Here is a 17,370-nt window from a genome sequence, read left to right as displayed (position 1 = left end):
ATTATTTATCTAAATATGAAATTACCTGTTCAGGAAATAAAAAAAATCGGCATTTTCAGGGCGCTCCAATTGGGCGATCTGTTATGTACCATCCCTGCTATCCGCGCGCTGCGACGCGCTTACCCGCATGCTGAAATCATTTTATTAGGTTTGCCATGGGCTAAAGGCTTTACCGAACGCTTTGATCATTATTTTAATGGCTTTATCCATTTCCCCGGTTTTCCCGGCTTACCTGAACAATATTTTGACGCAAAGGTATTTCCTGTTTTTATTGAACAAATGCAGGCAGAACAATTTGATCTGTTGTTGCAAATGCAGGGCAATGGCTCTGTTGTAAACCCCATGATGGAATTATTTGGCGCTAAGCATTTAGCCGGGTTTAAAACCGATGGACATTACGCGCCGGATAACGGGTTCTTTTTAGATTATCCAAACCACGGCTCGGAAATAGACCGCCATATTGCTCTGATGGAGCATTTGGGATGCGCCAACCCGGGTAATGAGCTTGAGTTCCCCCTATCAAACGCAGACTTATTGGAGTTAGGCCAATTAAACCTGCCGATAGAACCGCAGCGATACGTTTGTATCCACCCCGGCTCGCGCGGATCATGGCGGCAATGGCCGGTTAATTATTTTGCAGCACTTGCCGATTTTTGTATCGACCAGGGCTACCAGGCCGTAATTACCGGTACAAATGATGAAGCGGAGATTACCGATGCTATGATCAGTCAGATGAAAAACACGCCTATAGACACCACAGGAAAAACATCGCTGGGAGCAGTTGGCGCATTGATCTGGGATGCTGCTTTGCTTATTTCAAATTGCACCGGTGTATCGCACATTGCGGCGGCGTTTAAAACACCAAGCATAGTGATCAGTATGGATGGCGAACCACACCGTTGGGGACCTAAAGATTAATTTGCCGAATAAAAATTCAAATTTTTCTCAAAAAACTATATGATACGTGTGCTGATAGCAGATGGTAATGAACATACTTTGGCCGGTGTAAGAAACTTGTTGAATGATGAGCCGGGATTTGAAGTGCTTGCCCAGGCATCAGACGGTGAAAGTGTAATTGATTTAATAAGCGCGGGTGTTGTGCCAGATGTAGTTCTTACCGATATGCACCTGCCACGCATTAACGGGATTTTGCTGGCCGGGCATATCAGCCGGAATTTCCCTTTCATCAAAACTATCATGTTTACCATGGAAGACCAGGAACACTACCTGATTGACGCGTTTAAATCGGGGATAAAAAGTTATTTAACCAAATCGGTTGCGCGTGATGAACTGATTTTTGCCATCGGTCAAGTTAATCAGGGTAAATACTATATGTGCACGCAACTCGCATCAAGGCTTACCCTCCTTTTTTTAAAGGGAACCGAAATGGCATCACTTATTGTTGAGCCTAACATCGAATTTTCGGGACGTGAAATGGAGGTATTACAATTGATTGCCGACGGCTGTACTAACCAGGAAATAGCCGATCAGCTATTTACGAGTAAACGAACTGTTGAGGGCCACCGGCAATCCATGATCAATAAAACCGGTGTCCGTAATACACCCGCATTGGTTAAATATGCCATGCGCTATAATTTAATGAAAACGAGGGAAGATGCTACTCGCAGTACCGGGACGTGAACTATGCAATGTCAAATACCTATCACTATGAAAACATCAAAACGAAATATCACCGTTGCGCTTATCGTTGCTTTTGCACTCCCGATAGCTTTCGTATCCGCACAAGCGTGGTTCAGAAAAAAAGATAAACAACCCAAAAAGAAGCAGGCCACGGTTTGTAGTTGGACGAGCAAATCCTGATCATCAAGATTAACGCACCAAACACACTCTTGGAATAGTAATTGCACTTATATAAGCGATTGATTATCGCAGTCAAATCAAATCAATTAATATTAATAATCTACATTATGCCTACAAAAACAAACAAAAAAGCGACTGCAGCAGCTGCAAGCCGCACACCCGAAGCCGAAAGCGCTTTGAAAGAATTATTCGTTGACGAATTAAAAGACATTTATTGGGCCGAAAAGCATTTAGCTACCGCCCTGCCTAAACTGATTAAAGGCGCAACATCTGAAGATCTTAAACAGACCATCACCACGCACCTTGAAGAGACAAAGAACCAGATCACCAGGCTCGAAAGCGTATTTGAATCGGTAGGTGAAAAAGCAGCCGCGAAAAAATGCCTTGCGATGGAAGGGCTTTTGGCCGAGGCTACAGAACTATTAACCGATACCGAAAAAGGAACCGAGGTACGTGACGTAGCGATCATTTCGGCAGCGCAAAAAGTTGAACATTATGAAATTGCGTCTTACGGAACATTGCGTACGCTGGCCGGCACCCTGGGCTTTAGCGAAGCACAAAGCCTGCTCGACGAAACCCTCGCCGAGGAGAAAAACGCGGATTCCCTGCTTACCCAGGTAGCTGAAAACTATGTAAATGAAGCTGCCGCTGCAGAAACAAAATAATTTGCTAACAAAAACCAAGGGCTGCCAAAAGTCGGCCTTTGATTTTTTTTATCGTATCAGATGATCAACTGGCATATCGGCTGTTCAGGTTTTCATTATAAACATTGGCGGGGTACTTTTTATCCTGATAATTTACCGCAAAGGCGATGGTTTGAATATTACGCGGGTCAGTTTGACACCCTTGAACTTAACGTTACTTTTTACCGCTTTCCGCAGGTATCGGTCCTGAAAAACTGGTATGAGCAGGCACCTGCGGATTTCCGGTTCTCGGTAAAAACGCCAAGAGCTATCACCCACTTCAAGCAATTCCATAACACAGCAGATATGCTGAGCAGTTTTTATGATACCATCAGGGAGGGATTGAAGGAAAAACTCGGTCCGGTACTTTTCCAGCTTCCACCGCGGTTGGCTTACGCGGAAGACCGGTTGGAGCGGATCATTAACCAAATGGACCCGGATTTTAGCAATGTGATCGAATTCCGGCATGCCAGCTGGTGGGAACCAAAGGTTTATGAACGCCTGGCACAACAGGGCGTTACTTTTTGCGGAATGAGCCATCCCGACTTACCCGACCAGTTAATAACTAATATAGATACCATCTATTACCGCTTTCATGCGTACCTGATTTATATCGATCAGCATATTCAGATGATACCTTGAGGCGATTTGCTGATGAAGTAAAAGGAAATTCAAAAATAAACGAAGCCTGGTGTTATTTTAATAATGACGCGGCGGTTGCAGCAATTCCCAACGCCCAAAACCTAACCAGGTTTGCGAATGAGTGAACCTTGAATACTCACCATTACTAAATTTAAGCGATTAATTGCTGCTGCCGAACAATTAAACTCCGGCCAATTCTTTTAAATAATTAATTGACGATTCACTGCCCCAAAGAAAAACGCTGTCCTTATTGTAAGAGTAACCAAATTGCATGGCGTTCGCCACGATCAGACCGCGCACAAGCTTCTCATACTTTACGCGTTTTATTTGTAGATGTTTTTGTAATTCCATCGTGATGTTTTTAAGCTATTATCAAATACCATGCCCCAATAGCTTCATACACTGTCCATTTTTTATTACCTCGATGGATATGATCTTAAGGATACTTAGTGCGATTAACGTTTGTAAATATTCCGGACATTTTTTGTTTTACACAACCTTACTATAGTTCAAAAACCATATATGTTTGTGAACTTTACGTGGCCTTAACAAATTGCTATATCGGTATCGTGCGTCCGGATGTAACAAATAAAAACTTTTTACAAACTGCGAAAAAGCAGGTATAGTTAGAGAAATTGCTTTTAAAAACAGATACTGATCACAATTTTCTCATCACGATTATTCCAATAGTCATAATTATTAAAAATATCTCATTACATTACAAAGATACCGTACTCAATAAGCTTTTAGATTAACAGAACGGAAGAACACCTACCTTGAGATCTTCCTTGTTTAGGTAAAGGATAAACGTTTCGCAGGCGGTTGAAAAGCAGCGGCCTTTGCAACGGTAACACTTTAAATGCACAGCTTACAATAGTTAAATCATGGAAACAACAAACCGTTCAAAAAAATTGGCTTTGTGCTACCTGTACCTGGTACCGCCGGTGGTAGCCGCAATCGGATTTGGAATAAGACCGGTATCTTGTACGGTTTACCTGCCATTATGGCTATTGAATAGCGGTTTGATGTTGCGGGCGGCGTTTCTTCTGGTGCGCCGCCGGCCCAACGGTTACATAGCGTCCGCTTTGCTATTGCTGGTACCATGGTTGTTGTTCGCAATTTTTGCAGGTATGGGCCCCCCTCCGGTAAATATAGCCGGTTGGCTCACTACGGCAGCAACACAGCAAACCCGGTACACGATACTTATTGTGGGAGGCATTTGCGCTTATCTTGGCTTTGGACTTTTAAAGGAAAAATTTGAAAACCCGGGCGAGCGTATGTATGCCGTGTTGGGATTCGCCCTTTTAACCATCGCGCTGCCTTTATTTTTATTGAATATGGCTTTCTGGGGATATTACCTGCCTACGACGTTTAAGGGGTTTCGGCTATCGCCTACCGAACCAAGACCGGGTTGGTATGTTGCTTTTAAAGAGTTGTTTTATATCATCGCCGTAACTGAAGTTGCTCTTATATACCTGGCCACCTCATTTTTTGCCGTGGCGATGAAAAAAGCGAAGTTGCTTAGTTCTGTCTCCTGTAATTGGTACCGTGGCTTTGGTATAGCCGGAATTATCCTAACTATCATCCCTCCTTCCTGGCCTGAGCCGCTTAGTATGGCAGGATATCTGGCCACCATACCGGCAATCCCCTTTACTATGCCCTATCTTTTGGGGGTAAGGTTATTGAAGGGCTATCATAATTAATTTATAAGAATTATAATACGCTGTTTTCTGCCGTTTTAACGATGTTTCTGATGCATATATTTAGCTAAGCAATACAATTCAAAGCTAACTAAAACAAATTCAAGCTTTTGCATGTTAAGTGTTAATGATTTCAACAAATCGGCCAGCCCGCATTTTACTTATCGAAGATTCTGAGATGGATAGGGTAATATTCAATTTAATGATAAAAAAGATGCTTGATAACCCGGTAATCGAAACCTGCAATAACGGAATTACCGCAATCAGCAGGCTGATGGAGCTAAATTCGCTGGGGAATGATCTTTTGCCCGACTATATTTTTCTTGACCTGGCAATGCCGCTGATGGACGGATGGCAGTTTATGGAAGAATATGACAGGCTTGATATCGATCCAACACATAAAAGCAAGATCTACGTACTTTCATCCTCTGTTTTTAAGAAAGACATCGTCAAATCGCATTTAAACCCGCGGATAGAAAACTTTTTATCAAAACCAATTGATTTTGGAACGATCAAAAACGTTTTCTTTTCAAATTAACGGAGCTATCGGGAGCTGATAACAAGTACACCTTTCATCGCCACCTCAGGTATCGATGTTTTAATATGTATTGCACTGATGGCGGATTTTTTTACTGTAATTAAGGATTGGGTAATCGCCCTTGGCGAAAAACATGAGGTAGACCCTTTGTTGCTGGGCTGTCTTTATTTGGTCAGCAAGATTTGCCTTGTAATTTTCATTGGACTGATAGTTAAAAACCTGAAGGCAAAGAAGGCCATCAGGGTGCCATTACTGCTGGCCGCTGTGAGTTTCAGCACACCTTACCTCTACCTTATTATTGCCGGGAGCAATATTCCTGTTTGGGTATATATATTTATCGCGCTGATGTTTACGTACGGAGGTTATAGCATTTGGAAGAAGGTTAAGCTGACCTGATGGCTAATCTGAAGCTGTTCTGCTGCGCCGGTTTTTAACCGAAAGTAACGTTTGAAGATATGTAGCATCTGATGTATCCCCTATTCAAAGTTTAGATTTATACTGACAATTTAAACCTTAACCTACAGATTTTTTAATTACATCGCTTATAAAACTAAGTTCTTGATGAAAATTTTCGGTATCTGCGATAAACATGCTTTGCGGTAAAAACCACCGTCTTGTTGTGCGCTGAAATACTCCGTCTATGATGAACATAACAATAATGATTCTTTCAGAGTTATGTTCATAATTGACGGCAAACTTTCCCTCAAATAATTCGTTGGTCTTTCTATTTTGGAATTTAATTTCCCCCGACAGTGATCCGCGTTTAATAAATTTCAAATTAAAACCGGAGCAATCGATAACGCAGCTCATCAGGCAATCTAAAAATAATTCAGCACTTCCAGAACAAATATCCATGGTTTTATACGCTTATTTACAGGGGCAATCTCCCCGGGAAGTTGTCTTAGTATCATTATACTTTTAAAGTACTATTAAAATCTACCTATTATTATTTGAATACTTTCATCCAACTTATTCATTCAACCAGCAATCAATTATCCCCCAATAAATAGTAATACGATTGCATAAAAAAAGGCCGCCTGAAACCAGACGACCTCCCATCTATATACACAACCCCATTTCCTTAATCTTCTGCAGGCTCGTTGCTGGCCGCGAAGTTTGCCTGGTTCTCGGCGATCTCTGTAAGCAGCGCGTCCGCTGTTTTTTCTTCATCAAGCGTTAATACCAATAAATCTGCAACATCATAATATCCTAAGGTTTTGGCTAACGCTATCATGCCGCCATACGAAGCGATCTCATAATGCTCCGCTTTTTGGCCGGCGAAAATCAGGCCTACATCACGTTGTGCTGTGCCTTCTTCTGTAGCACTGATGATCTCATCGCCTTCATCAACAATACCTGCCATGGCTTCACATTTACGACTATCTGGTTCTAAACCTAAAATGCCAAAAATCTGTTCCAGGCGGGCAACATGCTCTTCTGTTTCTGTAAGATGTTGTTCAAAAGCATCTTTGAGTTCGGCAGAAGTGGCGGCTTCGGCCATTTCCGGTAAGGTATCCACCAGCTTGTTTTCCGCCCAATACAAATCTTTCAATTCGTTCACAAAAAACTCCATCAGTTTGGATTCGCCGGTACCCTCAGCCTGTTCCTCTTCCCACTCATCATCAGGAATTACGGTTTCTGATTCCGGAGCGTTGTAAGCGGCCTGAGTTTGGTATTCACCGGCTGCTCCCTCGTACGAAGGTTCGGCGGCTACATATTCATCATCTAAATCGTTGTTATCATCGACATCTGTTTCAGATTGGTTACGAAGAGATTTCACCAGATCATGCCCTTCAACAATTCCCTGCTGCTGTGCTAATAACACTTGTTGCAGTTGCGGGTTTAATTCGTTTTCCGGATCCAATGCATCTTTATATGCAGCTTTGGCGGCATCTTCTCCGCGCTCGCATTCGTTAAGGATCGCGGTAAGATCGCTGCCTGTAAATGTTGATTTGATATCAATCCAGGCGCGGTGCAAATCGCCGGATGTACTGGTACCTTCAGCTGCTTCGCCTCCAAATTGATACGCCAGGCTGGTAAGCTCCGTAACATTACGGCGGCTTTCGTCTGCTAATTTGCTGAATACCGCTGTCAGGCTGTTTTCATCTTCTTTCAAATCTTTGCCTGCTTTTTCAAAACCGGCGGCACGGTCATTGTTAATTTTAATGAGATCGTTGATTACATCAAGTGATTTTTCTGTGTTTTCCATAGCCATTTGTGGTAGATTGATTATTTATTGGTTTGAATTTTTTTTTGGATGGCCGCAAGCAACTTTTGATAAGGCGCTTCGAATTTTTCAATGCCTTCCTTTTCCAGCTTATCTGCTATCTCCCGCATATTGAGCCCGGCATCGGCAAGCATCTCAAGCATATATAACGCTTGCTCAGTTCCGCTTTCCAGCTTTGCTATCGCTACGCCGTGGTCGCGAAAAGCTTCTATAGTGCTTAAAGGGGCAGTATTTACGGTATCTGGCCCAATCAGTTCTTCAATATACCGGGTATCGCGATAAGCTGGGTTTTTATTTCCGGTACTGGCCCACAACAATCGCTGAGGTTTTGCACCGGCCTCAGCTAATTTTTGCCAGCGTTCGCCGCTAAAGAGTCGTTTATACAAGGAATAGGCGACCCTGGCGGAGGCAATTGCAGCTTCGCCTTTCACTTCTGCCAAATCTTTGTCGTCAAGCAAAGGATCGACAAGCAGATCTATACGGCTCAGGAAAAAACTCGCAACTGAAGCTATCTGGTTAACGGGTTGCCTTGCCGCCAAACGATCTTCCAGCCCTTCTATGTAAGCGTTTGCTACAGCCTCATAACGTTCAAGCCCAAAGAGTAATGTGACATTGATATTAATCCCCTCGGTGATAGCTGTACGGATAGCTGGCAGGCAGGGCAACGTACCGGGTATTTTGATCATCACATTTTTGCGGTCAACCCTTTGCCAAAGTTCCCTGGCCTGAGCTATGGTAGCAGGTTCATCAAGCGCAAGCAACGGCGAAACCTCCAGGCTTACATAACCATCGGCCCCGCTTACTTCCTCGTTATAAACAGGCGCAAACATATCTGCCGCCTGCTGTATGTCGCTGATAGCGAGACCGAAAAAGACACACTCAGGATCGACGTCTGTTTTGGCCAGTTCCAGGATATCCGCATCATAATCGGCACTCGAACTGATAGCCTGCTCAAAGATGGCCGGATTGGAGGTTACCTCCCGGATGCCATCCTCGTTTATCATTTGTTGCAACCGTCCTGAACGCATTATCTGCCGGTCGATAAAGTCAAGCCAGATGCTTTGCTTAAAATCGGTATGGATCTGTTTAACCTTGTTGGTGTTTTGCATAAAATTATTTTTTAATCGGCTTAGCAGACATGTGCACTGACGGATCAGCATTACCCTTGCTCATTGAATCGGTTGCGGGTGCAATGGCAGAATCGTGTCGATCTTTATTAATTGTAGTTGTATCACGGATGGCTGGCCCACCTGCTTTATTTACACTCGTGGTATCCTGGCTGTTATTGATTTGTTTATGACTATCGCCGGAATTACAAGCGAAAACAGAGGTGGTTAGGGCAGCCAAAGTGCCGGTATACCGAATTACTTTTTTCATTTTAATACCGTTGGTGTGCTAACAGCCTCATAAGTGCTCCACTGTGCAACACCTTTTGGCTCGGCATTTTTCACTTCTGCGCTTTTCACCGCGCTCATTTCCTGGTTTAGTTTTTCAGAGGCTTTTAAATCCCTGCTGAAATCCTGGGGCAGGTTAGTTTGGCCTTCCGTTTCCTGCACCTGCTGTAAAGGTTGTTCAACAAAAACCCATTCCTTGCCTATTCCCGGCATTTCACCTTCGTTCCACGGGCCGCGTACAGCACCGTCGGAAAGATTGTAAACTTGCTGAGTATAGCGAGGATCGGCAGCAAGCACACCCGGCGGGAAGTTATCAGGGATGCTATTCAGCGCGGCTTCAAACATTTTATAATGCGCTACTTCGCGGGTCATTAAAAACGACAGCGTTTCGTGAATATAAGGATCGTCAGTAAATTTCATCAGGTGTTCGTAAACCAGTTTGGCCCTTGATTCGGACGCGAGGTTACTGCGCAGATCGACAGTAAGATCTCCATTGGAGTGGATGTACGATGCGCACCATGGGATGCCCTGGCTGTTGCGCGGAGTTACACCACCGCCGGTAATCATTACAAACTGCGGGTTAGCAGTTAATGCCTCGTGGATGATGTTTTCTTTAGCAGCTTTGCCATTCATTACCTGCATAATCTCCGAACTATCGGCAGCGTTTTTCAACTCGCCGTTAACGCCTTTCAGCAGCATTTGGATAGTAGCGCCAACAATTTCCAGGTGACTGAATTCTTCGGTGGCGATATCCATCAGCATATCGTACTTGTCGGGATACGGAACCTTGGCGCCAAATGCTTGTGTAAAATATTGCATGGCGGCAGCAAGTTCGCCGTTTTCGCCGCCAAATTGCTCCAGTAAAAGGTTAGCAAAGCGGGGGTCAGGGCGCGAAACCCTGGCATTAAATTGTAGTGATTTAACGTGGTGAAACATAAATGTAATTTTAGTAGATGTTAAATGAAATGATTGGGCAAGAGCTTGATAGAGAAGGATCGTTTACTAATACAACTATGGGAAGCACCAAATGTTTCAACTTAAAATTAAAATATTATCATATTTTTTAAGTTGATGAAAATTTTTGTGCCGTAAATTTATCGGCTAACCCTCGAGATCCACACATCACAATTAATTACTACCTGTAAGTGCAAGGCTACCGGGCTTCATTTTATTTATATTATAAATTAAAAAAACAAATATTTTCACTTTAAGTTAAATAGATAGATTAAAAAAATCCAACTATGAAAGCTGCAGTATTTCACAAACCCGGCGATATCCGTTATGATACCGTTGAAGATCCTCGTTTAGAACAGGATAACGATGTCATTTTAAAAGTTACCTCTACTGCTATATGCGGTTCCGACCTGCATATCCTGAGCGGCGGCGTACCGCAACCAAAACCTATGATAATGGGGCATGAGTTTATGGGCATTGTTGAAGAAGTTGGTAAAGGCGTAACCAAATTAAAAAAGGGCGACCGCGTGGTAGTACCATTCCCAATATCCTGCGGCCATTGTTTTTTCTGTCAACATGACGCTTCGCCAGCCTGCGAAAATTCCAATTACAAACATTACGGGCCTGACGGCGATATGGCCGGTCAAAAAGGCGCTGCACTATTTGGATATACCGACCTGTATGGAGGGTATTCCGGCGGACAGGCGCAATATGTACGTGTGCCTTACGCGGATATCAGCCCGAGGATTGTACCGGATAATATGACCGATGAGCAGGTTTTGTTCCTGACAGACATTTTCCCTACCGGCTGGTCCGCAATCGATTGGGCACAGCTAAAAGGCGGCGAGGTTGTGGCCATATTTGGCTCGGGCCCTGTTGGATTGATGGCACAGAAAGCAGCCTGGATCAACGGCGCAAGCCGCGTGATCGCAATTGATCCGTTGAATTATCGCTTAGAAAAAGCTAAAGCCGTGAATAAGGTGGAAACACTTAACCCTAATGAAGTTGATGTGGTAGAAGCCATCCGCGCGATAACCGGCGGCCGTGGTGCCGATGTTTGTGTAGATGCTGTAGGCTTTGAACCCGAACGCAATATTATAGATAAGGCAAAAGCCCTGATCAATTTTGAGGTGGGCAGCATGAAAGTACTGGATATGGCTTTTAAAGCTGTTCGCCGGATGGGGACAGTATCTATTATGGGCGTTTATGGTTCAACGTATGACAATTTCCCGCTACACCGCCTGTTTGATAAAGGTATAACACTTAAAATGGGCCAGGCGCCTGTTTTGAATTACATAGACCATTTAATTGAATTGGTAAAAGAAGAAAAAGTAGTACTGGACGATATTATTACCCACACCCTTCCCCTGAGCGAAGTGACGTATGGTTACGAGATCTTCGATAAAAAAGAAGAGGATTGCGTGAAAGTGGTGTTAAAACCCTGGGAACGGATAAAACCAACGGATAATAACGTACCTGTAAAAATAGAAAACTAAACATCAGCATCCACCTATGGAAAATACGACAGCAGTGCCGGAAAAAATAATAGAAGGTTTCCACTATGTAATCGACCTCGCTTCCTTAACAATAAAACTAACAAGTAATGGCAAAAACCCCAGCAAAACAGAACAAGCAACCTGGCATTGAAGCCAAAATGGACCCGGCACCAGAATACATTAAAAGCAGTTATCATGGCTCAGGTAAGTTAGCTGGCAAGGTTGCTTTAATTACCGGTGGAGATTCGGGCGTTGGCCGGGCGGTGAGTATTCATTTTGCCCGCGAAGGGGCTGATGTTGCCATTGTTTATATTGACGAAGACGTAGATGCTAATGAAACCAAACGGTTAATTGAAGCGGAAGGCCGGGCTTGTCTCTTGCTGAAGGGCGATGTAAAGAAAGCCGCTTTTTGTAAAAAAGCAGTCGGAGTTACAGTTGATAAATTGGGAAAACTGAACATTCTGGTTAACAATGCCGGGATGCAGTTCCCTCAAAAAGATCCGAAATCAATCGATGAAAAACAATTGGAAGATACCTTTCGAACCAACATCTTCGCTTATTTCCATTTTGCTAACCAAGCGCTGGAACATATGCAGGAGGGCGATTGCATCATTAATACCACATCGGTTACCGCCTACCGCTCCTCGCCCAACCTCATTGATTATTCATCTACCAAAGGCGCTATCACCAGTTTCACCCGCTCATTGGCTACTAACCTTACCGATAAAAAGATCAGGGTTAATGCAGTAGCTCCCGGCCCTGTATGGACACCGCTGATCGTTGCCACTTTTGACGAGGAAAAGATCAAAAGCTTTGGCAGTGAAACGGCAATGAAGCGTGCCGGCCAGCCTTCCGAACTCGGTCCCGCCTACGTATTTCTGGCCTCAGAGGATGCGTCTTTTATTACCGGTCAGGTTATTCACGTTAACGGCGGAGAGGTCGTTAACGGTTAAACAACAAACAAACGAAACATCATCCTATGAAAACCATCGTATTTATTCACGGCATGTTCCAAAACCCAAAAAGCTGGGAAAACAAAAGGAACGCCTTCGGACTTAATACATCCAATAAAAGGTTGGCACGGCTATTTTCCAACCGGCACTGATCGCCCGGGCATTGAAAAGCACACATTAGTTATCACACTTTTTAGAAACATCAACTCAAAAAACACAGCGCCAAATTTATTTCGACGCTGTGTTTTTTGATGAGGGTATTTTGATCCATCCGGTCTTATCTCCAAAACTTATAAGTTGATAACCTTTATATATTCCCTTAATTTTAACATTATCTTTAGCACTAAGCGCGGCGATTTGCGCAGCGTTACTGTCAGGGGCGTCATATAATGGTTGCTGATACCGGATAGTTTCAGTACGCTCAATAAGGGATTTTATCTGCGAGGCATTAACTATTGCTGATGTGTTATCGGGATAAATAACTTTATATGAATTTCTTGTAGCTGCGCTGATGGTAACCATAGTTTTTCCTGCTAATTGGTAGTTTAGTGTGGACGTGATGGCGTTTGTTTTGAGATTTTTATAACGATTTGCCATAAGGGCTTACTTGTATTTCTGGGTTTTCGTCCTCATTAGCACCGATCAAACGGTAAGTGATGGTAGCGAAAACGGCGAATACGATATGCGCGGGAATACGCTGCAGGTAATATTTTTCGAAGTTGACCCAGGGCGGTAATGGATGAACTTTAAAAGTAGCCTTCCAGATCAGGAAACCTAAAAAGCCGCTGATAGCTCCCAGCATAATTCCGTTTCTTATAGTATGTTTAATTTTGCCGCTTTCCCAAAGCTCCACATATACGGCAGCGAAAACTACGCCCATGCCATAATGAGCGGCCCAACCTGCAATTACCTTTGCATGTTTGGACATCCCGGGTGCCAGCCTCCCGATCATGGTAGCCAAGTGGTCGGGCTCCCGAAAATTTTCGCCGACAAGTACAGACATCAGGTAACTGGAATCAGTCATGAAGTTTGTACCCATAAATCCGCTCAGCAGTACTTTTTCTGGTTTGTTCATTTTGCTTCTTTTTTAGCCTGTAAACTGCTCATTAACTGCTCGTACAAATCGTCGTTTTTTGGCTTTGGCCGGTTTGAGTTTTTTAATGGTCGGCCGTTTGCCTTTGGCCTTCGCTTTGATCAGCCCCATTAATCGGTATGGTATTCACCCTTGTATTTCGGCAGATCAAACTTTTCGGAATATTAGTTAAGCATTCATTTGATGCGGATGGTGGTTTTCGATCTCATCGGCCAACAAATGCAACACCTGATCTTTAAGGTCACCAGGGTTATTGCAAACCCTGAGGTACTCATGCGGATCGGGCTCGAAACTGGCAACCCAGACCCCATCTTTAAAAACTTTAAACTTGCGGGTTTCGCCGTTATGGTGCAGGTATTCTCCCACTTCAAAGCGCTGCACCTCTTTATCCACACTAATGGTTACCGGGAAATTATCCATATTAAAGTATTTGCTTTTACAACTATTGTGAGCGGCTTTTGTTTAGCAACAATAAGCATATATGATAGTTAACTATACCAAAAACGGATGGGAAGTAATTACGCAAAGGGCACACGGAATGCTGGCAGCGCAGCTGGCGTCTCACTGGCATCATTCGGTACGTACTGAACGGTGGCTGGAAACCTTGCTGGCCATTGCCGAACATGATGACGCCAGGGTTGAACCCGGCGATGATGAATTGCTAACCCACCAGGGCGGCCCGGCCGACTTTAAAATGAAAACATATAACCAGGGACACTGCCAGCGTACTTTTGAAGCATCCATAAGCAAAAGCAGGTATGTGGCCCTGTTATGTTCTATGCACCTGGATTTTGTTTACGGCAGCCTTTGTAAAAACAACGCCGAAGATCAATCATTTATGAAAGCGCAGGAAGCATTGCGGAGAGGCTGGCGTAAAGAACTGCATATCACTATTAAACAGGCCGAAAAGGACTACCGGTTGATGGAATGGTGTGATGCGCTTTCGCTACTCATCTGTCAGCGGGAAAACCAGCCGGAAGGCCGGGCTGTAGAGATCAGTAAAGGCCCTGATAACGGCAACTACCTGCTCACTCAGGATGAACCGGGCATATTAAAAATTACACCCTGGCCGTTTGAAGAAAAGGAATTTAAAGTAGCTTTTGAAACCCGGCTTATCAATCAACTAACTTTTAAAAATAACGATGAGTTTCGGAAAGCCTTTTATGCTGCCGGGGTGATTGAAAAATCATGGATCATTAAACATTAAACCCAACTGCTTGTTGCAGCTTTTACCATTTGAACGGTATTCCCATGTCTACACTATCCGAACGATTAATTGAATTTAATAGCGGCCGCCTGCCCGAAATGGTAGCGCTGAAATATTAAGGTATGGCCGAAAACCATTTCCGGTTTTTCAGGGGTACCTGTCATTTATTTTATGAGGATTTAGCTAAAGCTTCCCCCCTGCCTCTCTCGCCATTGGGCTGGATCTGTGGCGACATGCACATCGAGAATTTTGGAAGTTATAAAGGTGATAACAAGCTGGTTTATTTTGACCTGAATGATTTTGACGAAGCCGTACTCGCCCCGGTTTGCTATGAACTGGCCCGGATGACGGCCAGTATTTTTATCGCTTTTGACAATCTTGGTTTCGAGCCTGAAAAAGCTTTAAAAATGGCTCAGTTGTATATCCGCGATTATGCAAATACGTTGGTTAACGCAAAAGCGATCAGTATAGAACCGCGTACAGCCAGGGGAATTGTGAAGGAATTTTTGACCAGGGCAGATCATAGCAATGAAAAAGACCTGTTGAAAAAGCGCACCATCAGCAAAAAGCGGAAAATCATCCTTTCGCTGGAAGATGAACGCCATTTTAAGCTGGATAAAAAGCTTAAAAGCGAACTGAAATCACATATCAACGAGTGGGTACAAAACAGTAATGATGGGCCTTACAATTACGAAGTAGTCAGCACTGTTTTCCGCCTGGCCGGAACCGGCAGTATCGGCGTAAAGCGTTACCTGTTCCTTTTAAAAAGTACCAATACGAAAAACAAATACCTGATGCTGGAAATGAAGCAATCCATGCAATCGTCTGTGTATCCTTATCTGCGGTACAACAGCTGGATTGGGTGAATGAATCCGAAAGGATTATCAATATCCAAAAGCGGATGCAACAGGTACCTGCGGCTTTATTGAGTACCACAACATTTCGCGGCGATACTTTTGTGATCCAGGAACTGCAACCGGTTAAAGACACTATTAAATTTAAACAATTAAACAATTACCGGGATATGTACCAGGTGATCAGCGATATGGCGACACTTACCGCTTCCTCGCATTTGAGGAGCGGCGGCATGCAAGGCTCTTCCATTATCGATGATCTGATCGCTTTTGGCAAATCAGAAGAGTGGCAACCATTGCTGACAAATTATGCGGAAAATTATGCTGCAAAGGTAAGGTCAGACTACAGGCAGTTTATTAAGGATTACAAAAAAGGCCTTTTTAAGCCAAAACCTGTTGATAATCATACCACCAATTAACCAGTTGTTAACTGTAGCCGGGTACATGGCATATTGTTTATTAAACTCAGATCGATGTAAACAGCAAAGAATGAAAAGCATATATCTCAATCAAAAGTAACGTAAAATACACATGAAAAAGGCGTAAAAAACACGGCCAAATAACATAACAATGCCCCCTTAAACCTGATTTTTATTTATTATATTTATCATTCAGGTTTTATCCTCCCTTGTAAATTTATGGAACTATGCACTTTAAAAAAAGAGATAGCTTTGGCAGCTAATCTCTGTTTCGATCTGGAAGTGCATTCATTTTTACGTGAATGGGTTAACAGACACCAGGAAAGTATGCTACTCCAATTTGAACAGCCTATAGATGAATACATTACAAATAATGCTTTGCGGGATTTCTTTTTAAACACGAGGCATCCGATTCAGCACTTGTTAAAAAACCGCTTCATAACCTGTCATTTAGGCCGCCGCTCAAAGGTGGTGTATTTTGATCCCCTCAGCGGTGACCCCTTACTGGCGGTTACAGAGCAGCGGATCTATAATCTTGCCCGACGTATGGATATTGAAAGCATGCATGTGCCGTTCCGCGCTATTCATCCCAATAAGCAGACAGAAGCAGGAGATACGGCCGATATCAGCACTTACCCTATAGGCTCGGCACTTTGCTACAACAGCGGCAACCATTTTATGAGCCGCCCGGCAAACGGGAATGTTTTTAACGAGAATAGCAAGCGTTGCACAGCAAAATCAGAAGGCCGGCTGCACATCCTTTTTAAGCGCGGTTTTTTGGAAGACAGGCTGCAGGATATTAAAATACTCGCCACCGCTATGCAAAATGAATACGAAAGCGTACCCCAGTTTTTGTAGTCTATAGCAGGCACTCGCAGCAGGAAGGGCATTTCGGCACCTCTTTAGTGATCATGGATCCGGCGAATCCCGACTTTCCAATGCGGGTTTTAGTTTGTGATACCTTGCTTAAAGATCTGCCGCAACATCCACGCTGGTGGAATTATTTTATTGAAGAATATTCGAACGTTTTTGGCCCTGGTATTACCGAGATTATAGAAGACCTTTCTCATCCGCTGCAAAAGGTGAACGTAAAAGGTGATCATCCTTATAACCATGATTGGGATTGCCCCTATTACGCGGCCAGCATGGCCGAAGCACTGGCCGATTTGGTGAAAACCGGTCCGGACATGCTATTAACCGGAAGCCTGGAATCGATCCACAACGCGATGAAACACCTGATGCCGGATTATTATAAAAAAGATTATGAATTGAAAGACAGGCAGGAGATCCGCAAGGCAAACCGCTTAAGGCGGTGGTTAAGCGGACGTGAAGTGATTAAAGACCTGGTGACTGAGATCAACCGGAAATCATCATACGAGTTTTAATTCG

At 43.7% G+C, this 17,370-nt stretch carries 25 protein-coding genes; 16 read left to right on the top strand and 9 right to left on the bottom strand.

Going from position 1 to position 17,370, the window contains the following annotated elements:
* Positions 1 to 15: 15 nt before the first annotated feature.
* From HYN43_RS07940 to HYN43_RS30945, 6 genes are all read left to right on the top strand, one after another.
* Positions 16 to 918: a glycosyltransferase family 9 protein gene (locus tag HYN43_RS07940; protein WP_119408930.1), complete on the top strand. Its 903-nt coding sequence runs from the start codon at positions 16 to 18 to the stop codon at positions 916 to 918.
* 39 nt (positions 919 to 957) lie between these two features.
* Positions 958 to 1,641: a response regulator gene (locus HYN43_RS30610; RefSeq protein ID WP_205589898.1), complete on the top strand. Its 684-nt coding sequence runs from the start codon at positions 958 to 960 to the stop codon at positions 1,639 to 1,641.
* Positions 1,642 to 1,668: 27 nt separating this feature from the next.
* Positions 1,669 to 1,821 carry a hypothetical protein gene (locus HYN43_RS30250; RefSeq protein ID WP_162996373.1) on the top strand — a complete coding sequence of 51 codons (153 nt, stop codon included), beginning with the start codon at positions 1,669 to 1,671 and terminating at the stop codon, positions 1,819 to 1,821.
* Positions 1,822 to 1,928: 107 nt separating this feature from the next.
* Positions 1,929 to 2,486 carry a YciE/YciF ferroxidase family protein gene (locus HYN43_RS07925; RefSeq protein ID WP_119408928.1) on the top strand — a complete coding sequence of 186 codons (558 nt, stop codon included), beginning with the start codon at positions 1,929 to 1,931 and terminating at the stop codon, positions 2,484 to 2,486.
* Between the two features lie 60 nt (positions 2,487 to 2,546).
* Positions 2,547 to 3,146: a DUF72 domain-containing protein gene (locus HYN43_RS07920; protein WP_205589897.1), complete on the top strand. Its 600-nt coding sequence runs from the start codon at positions 2,547 to 2,549 to the stop codon at positions 3,144 to 3,146.
* The gene (locus HYN43_RS30945; protein ID WP_205589896.1) at positions 3,143 to 3,271 is read left to right on the top strand and encodes a hypothetical protein; all 129 of its coding nucleotides are present in this window, start codon (positions 3,143 to 3,145) and stop codon (positions 3,269 to 3,271) included. The genes HYN43_RS07920 and HYN43_RS30945 overlap by 4 nt, the downstream gene beginning before the upstream one ends.
* A gap of 55 nt (positions 3,272 to 3,326) precedes the next feature.
* On the opposite strand, the gene HYN43_RS30245 is transcribed toward HYN43_RS30945, so the two are convergent.
* Positions 3,327 to 3,497 carry a hypothetical protein gene (locus tag HYN43_RS30245; protein ID WP_162996372.1) on the bottom strand — a complete coding sequence of 57 codons (171 nt, stop codon included), beginning with the start codon at positions 3,495 to 3,497 and terminating at the stop codon, positions 3,327 to 3,329.
* A 533-nt stretch (positions 3,498 to 4,030) separates the two neighbouring features.
* Here HYN43_RS30245 and HYN43_RS07915 point away from each other — a divergent pair.
* The 3 genes from HYN43_RS07915 to HYN43_RS07905 all read left to right on the top strand — a co-directional run bounded on the left by HYN43_RS07915 (position 4,031) and on the right by HYN43_RS07905 (position 5,780).
* The gene (locus tag HYN43_RS07915) at positions 4,031 to 4,849 is read left to right on the top strand and encodes a hypothetical protein (protein ID WP_119408927.1); all 819 of its coding nucleotides are present in this window, start codon (positions 4,031 to 4,033) and stop codon (positions 4,847 to 4,849) included.
* A 124-nt stretch (positions 4,850 to 4,973) separates the two neighbouring features.
* The gene (locus HYN43_RS07910; protein WP_119408926.1) at positions 4,974 to 5,384 is read left to right on the top strand and encodes a response regulator; all 411 of its coding nucleotides are present in this window, start codon (positions 4,974 to 4,976) and stop codon (positions 5,382 to 5,384) included.
* A gap of 78 nt (positions 5,385 to 5,462) precedes the next feature.
* Positions 5,463 to 5,780, top strand: coding sequence for a hypothetical protein (locus tag HYN43_RS07905; RefSeq protein WP_119408925.1), 318 nt, complete (start codon positions 5,463 to 5,465; stop codon positions 5,778 to 5,780).
* 117 nt (positions 5,781 to 5,897) lie between these two features.
* Here the strand turns inward: HYN43_RS07905 and HYN43_RS07900 are convergent, their stop codons facing one another.
* The 5 genes from HYN43_RS07900 to HYN43_RS07875 form a co-directional block, all read right to left on the bottom strand.
* Complete coding sequence (locus HYN43_RS07900; RefSeq protein WP_162996371.1) at positions 5,898 to 6,239, bottom strand: hypothetical protein; 342 nt, start codon at positions 6,237 to 6,239, stop codon at positions 5,898 to 5,900.
* A gap of 226 nt (positions 6,240 to 6,465) precedes the next feature.
* Positions 6,466 to 7,593 (bottom strand): DUF892 family protein, encoded by a 1,128-nt coding sequence (locus HYN43_RS30725; protein WP_245447198.1) that lies wholly within the window; start codon positions 7,591 to 7,593, stop codon positions 6,466 to 6,468.
* A gap of 20 nt (positions 7,594 to 7,613) precedes the next feature.
* On the bottom strand, positions 7,614 to 8,720 hold the full coding sequence (gene tal / locus HYN43_RS07885) for a transaldolase (RefSeq protein ID WP_119408923.1): 1,107 nt from the start codon (positions 8,718 to 8,720) through the stop codon (positions 7,614 to 7,616).
* Between the two features lie 4 nt (positions 8,721 to 8,724).
* Positions 8,725 to 8,988, bottom strand: a complete 264-nt coding sequence (locus tag HYN43_RS07880; protein WP_119408922.1) for a hypothetical protein — start codon at positions 8,986 to 8,988, stop codon at positions 8,725 to 8,727.
* Complete coding sequence (locus HYN43_RS07875; protein WP_119408921.1) at positions 8,985 to 9,941, bottom strand: manganese catalase family protein; 957 nt, start codon at positions 9,939 to 9,941, stop codon at positions 8,985 to 8,987. Before HYN43_RS07875 ends, HYN43_RS07880 begins: the two co-directional genes overlap by 4 nt.
* A 305-nt stretch (positions 9,942 to 10,246) precedes the next feature.
* On the opposite strand from HYN43_RS07875, the gene HYN43_RS07870 reads away from it, so the two are divergent.
* Together HYN43_RS07870 and HYN43_RS07865 are read left to right on the top strand one after the other, a co-directional pair.
* The gene (locus HYN43_RS07870) at positions 10,247 to 11,455 is read left to right on the top strand and encodes a zinc-dependent alcohol dehydrogenase (protein WP_119408920.1); all 1,209 of its coding nucleotides are present in this window, start codon (positions 10,247 to 10,249) and stop codon (positions 11,453 to 11,455) included.
* A gap of 107 nt (positions 11,456 to 11,562) precedes the next feature.
* Entirely contained in the window at positions 11,563 to 12,408 is an 846-nt protein-coding gene (locus HYN43_RS07865; RefSeq protein ID WP_119408919.1) for an SDR family oxidoreductase, read from the top strand.
* 228 nt (positions 12,409 to 12,636) lie between these two features.
* On the opposite strand, the gene HYN43_RS07860 is transcribed toward HYN43_RS07865, so the two are convergent.
* From HYN43_RS07860 to HYN43_RS07850, 3 genes are all read right to left on the bottom strand, one after another.
* Positions 12,637 to 13,005 (bottom strand): SH3 domain-containing protein, encoded by a 369-nt coding sequence (locus HYN43_RS07860; RefSeq protein ID WP_162996370.1) that lies wholly within the window; start codon positions 13,003 to 13,005, stop codon positions 12,637 to 12,639.
* Entirely contained in the window at positions 12,989 to 13,483 is a 495-nt protein-coding gene (locus tag HYN43_RS07855) for a hypothetical protein (RefSeq protein WP_119408917.1), read from the bottom strand. The genes HYN43_RS07860 and HYN43_RS07855 overlap by 17 nt, the downstream gene beginning before the upstream one ends.
* A 186-nt stretch (positions 13,484 to 13,669) precedes the next feature.
* Positions 13,670 to 13,921 carry a hypothetical protein gene (locus tag HYN43_RS07850; RefSeq protein WP_119408916.1) on the bottom strand — a complete coding sequence of 84 codons (252 nt, stop codon included), beginning with the start codon at positions 13,919 to 13,921 and terminating at the stop codon, positions 13,670 to 13,672.
* Positions 13,922 to 13,982: 61 nt separating this feature from the next.
* On the opposite strand from HYN43_RS07850, the gene HYN43_RS07845 reads away from it, so the two are divergent.
* The 5 genes from HYN43_RS07845 (at position 13,983) to HYN43_RS30710 (ending at position 17,366) form a co-directional block, all read left to right on the top strand.
* Positions 13,983 to 14,708, top strand: coding sequence for a DUF3891 family protein (locus HYN43_RS07845; protein WP_119408915.1), 726 nt, complete (start codon positions 13,983 to 13,985; stop codon positions 14,706 to 14,708).
* A 122-nt stretch (positions 14,709 to 14,830) separates the two neighbouring features.
* Positions 14,831 to 15,574 carry a DUF2252 family protein gene (locus HYN43_RS30875; RefSeq protein ID WP_119408914.1) on the top strand — a complete coding sequence of 248 codons (744 nt, stop codon included), beginning with the start codon at positions 14,831 to 14,833 and terminating at the stop codon, positions 15,572 to 15,574.
* Positions 15,571 to 15,981 carry a DUF2252 family protein gene (locus tag HYN43_RS30870; RefSeq protein ID WP_162996369.1) on the top strand — a complete coding sequence of 137 codons (411 nt, stop codon included), beginning with the start codon at positions 15,571 to 15,573 and terminating at the stop codon, positions 15,979 to 15,981. Before HYN43_RS30875 ends, HYN43_RS30870 begins: the two co-directional genes overlap by 4 nt.
* A 219-nt stretch (positions 15,982 to 16,200) precedes the next feature.
* Positions 16,201 to 16,839, top strand: a complete 639-nt coding sequence (locus HYN43_RS30715; RefSeq protein WP_245447196.1) for a hypothetical protein — start codon at positions 16,201 to 16,203, stop codon at positions 16,837 to 16,839.
* A 53-nt stretch (positions 16,840 to 16,892) separates the two neighbouring features.
* Entirely contained in the window at positions 16,893 to 17,366 is a 474-nt protein-coding gene (locus HYN43_RS30710) for a hypothetical protein (protein ID WP_245447194.1), read from the top strand.
* The last annotated feature ends 4 nt before the right edge of the window (positions 17,367 to 17,370 follow it).

The sequence above is a fragment of the Mucilaginibacter celer genome (genome assembly GCF_003576455.2).
Lineage (GTDB): Bacteria > Bacteroidota > Bacteroidia > Sphingobacteriales > Sphingobacteriaceae > Mucilaginibacter > Mucilaginibacter celer.
This window is presented reverse-complemented; position numbering and strand designations above follow the sequence as displayed.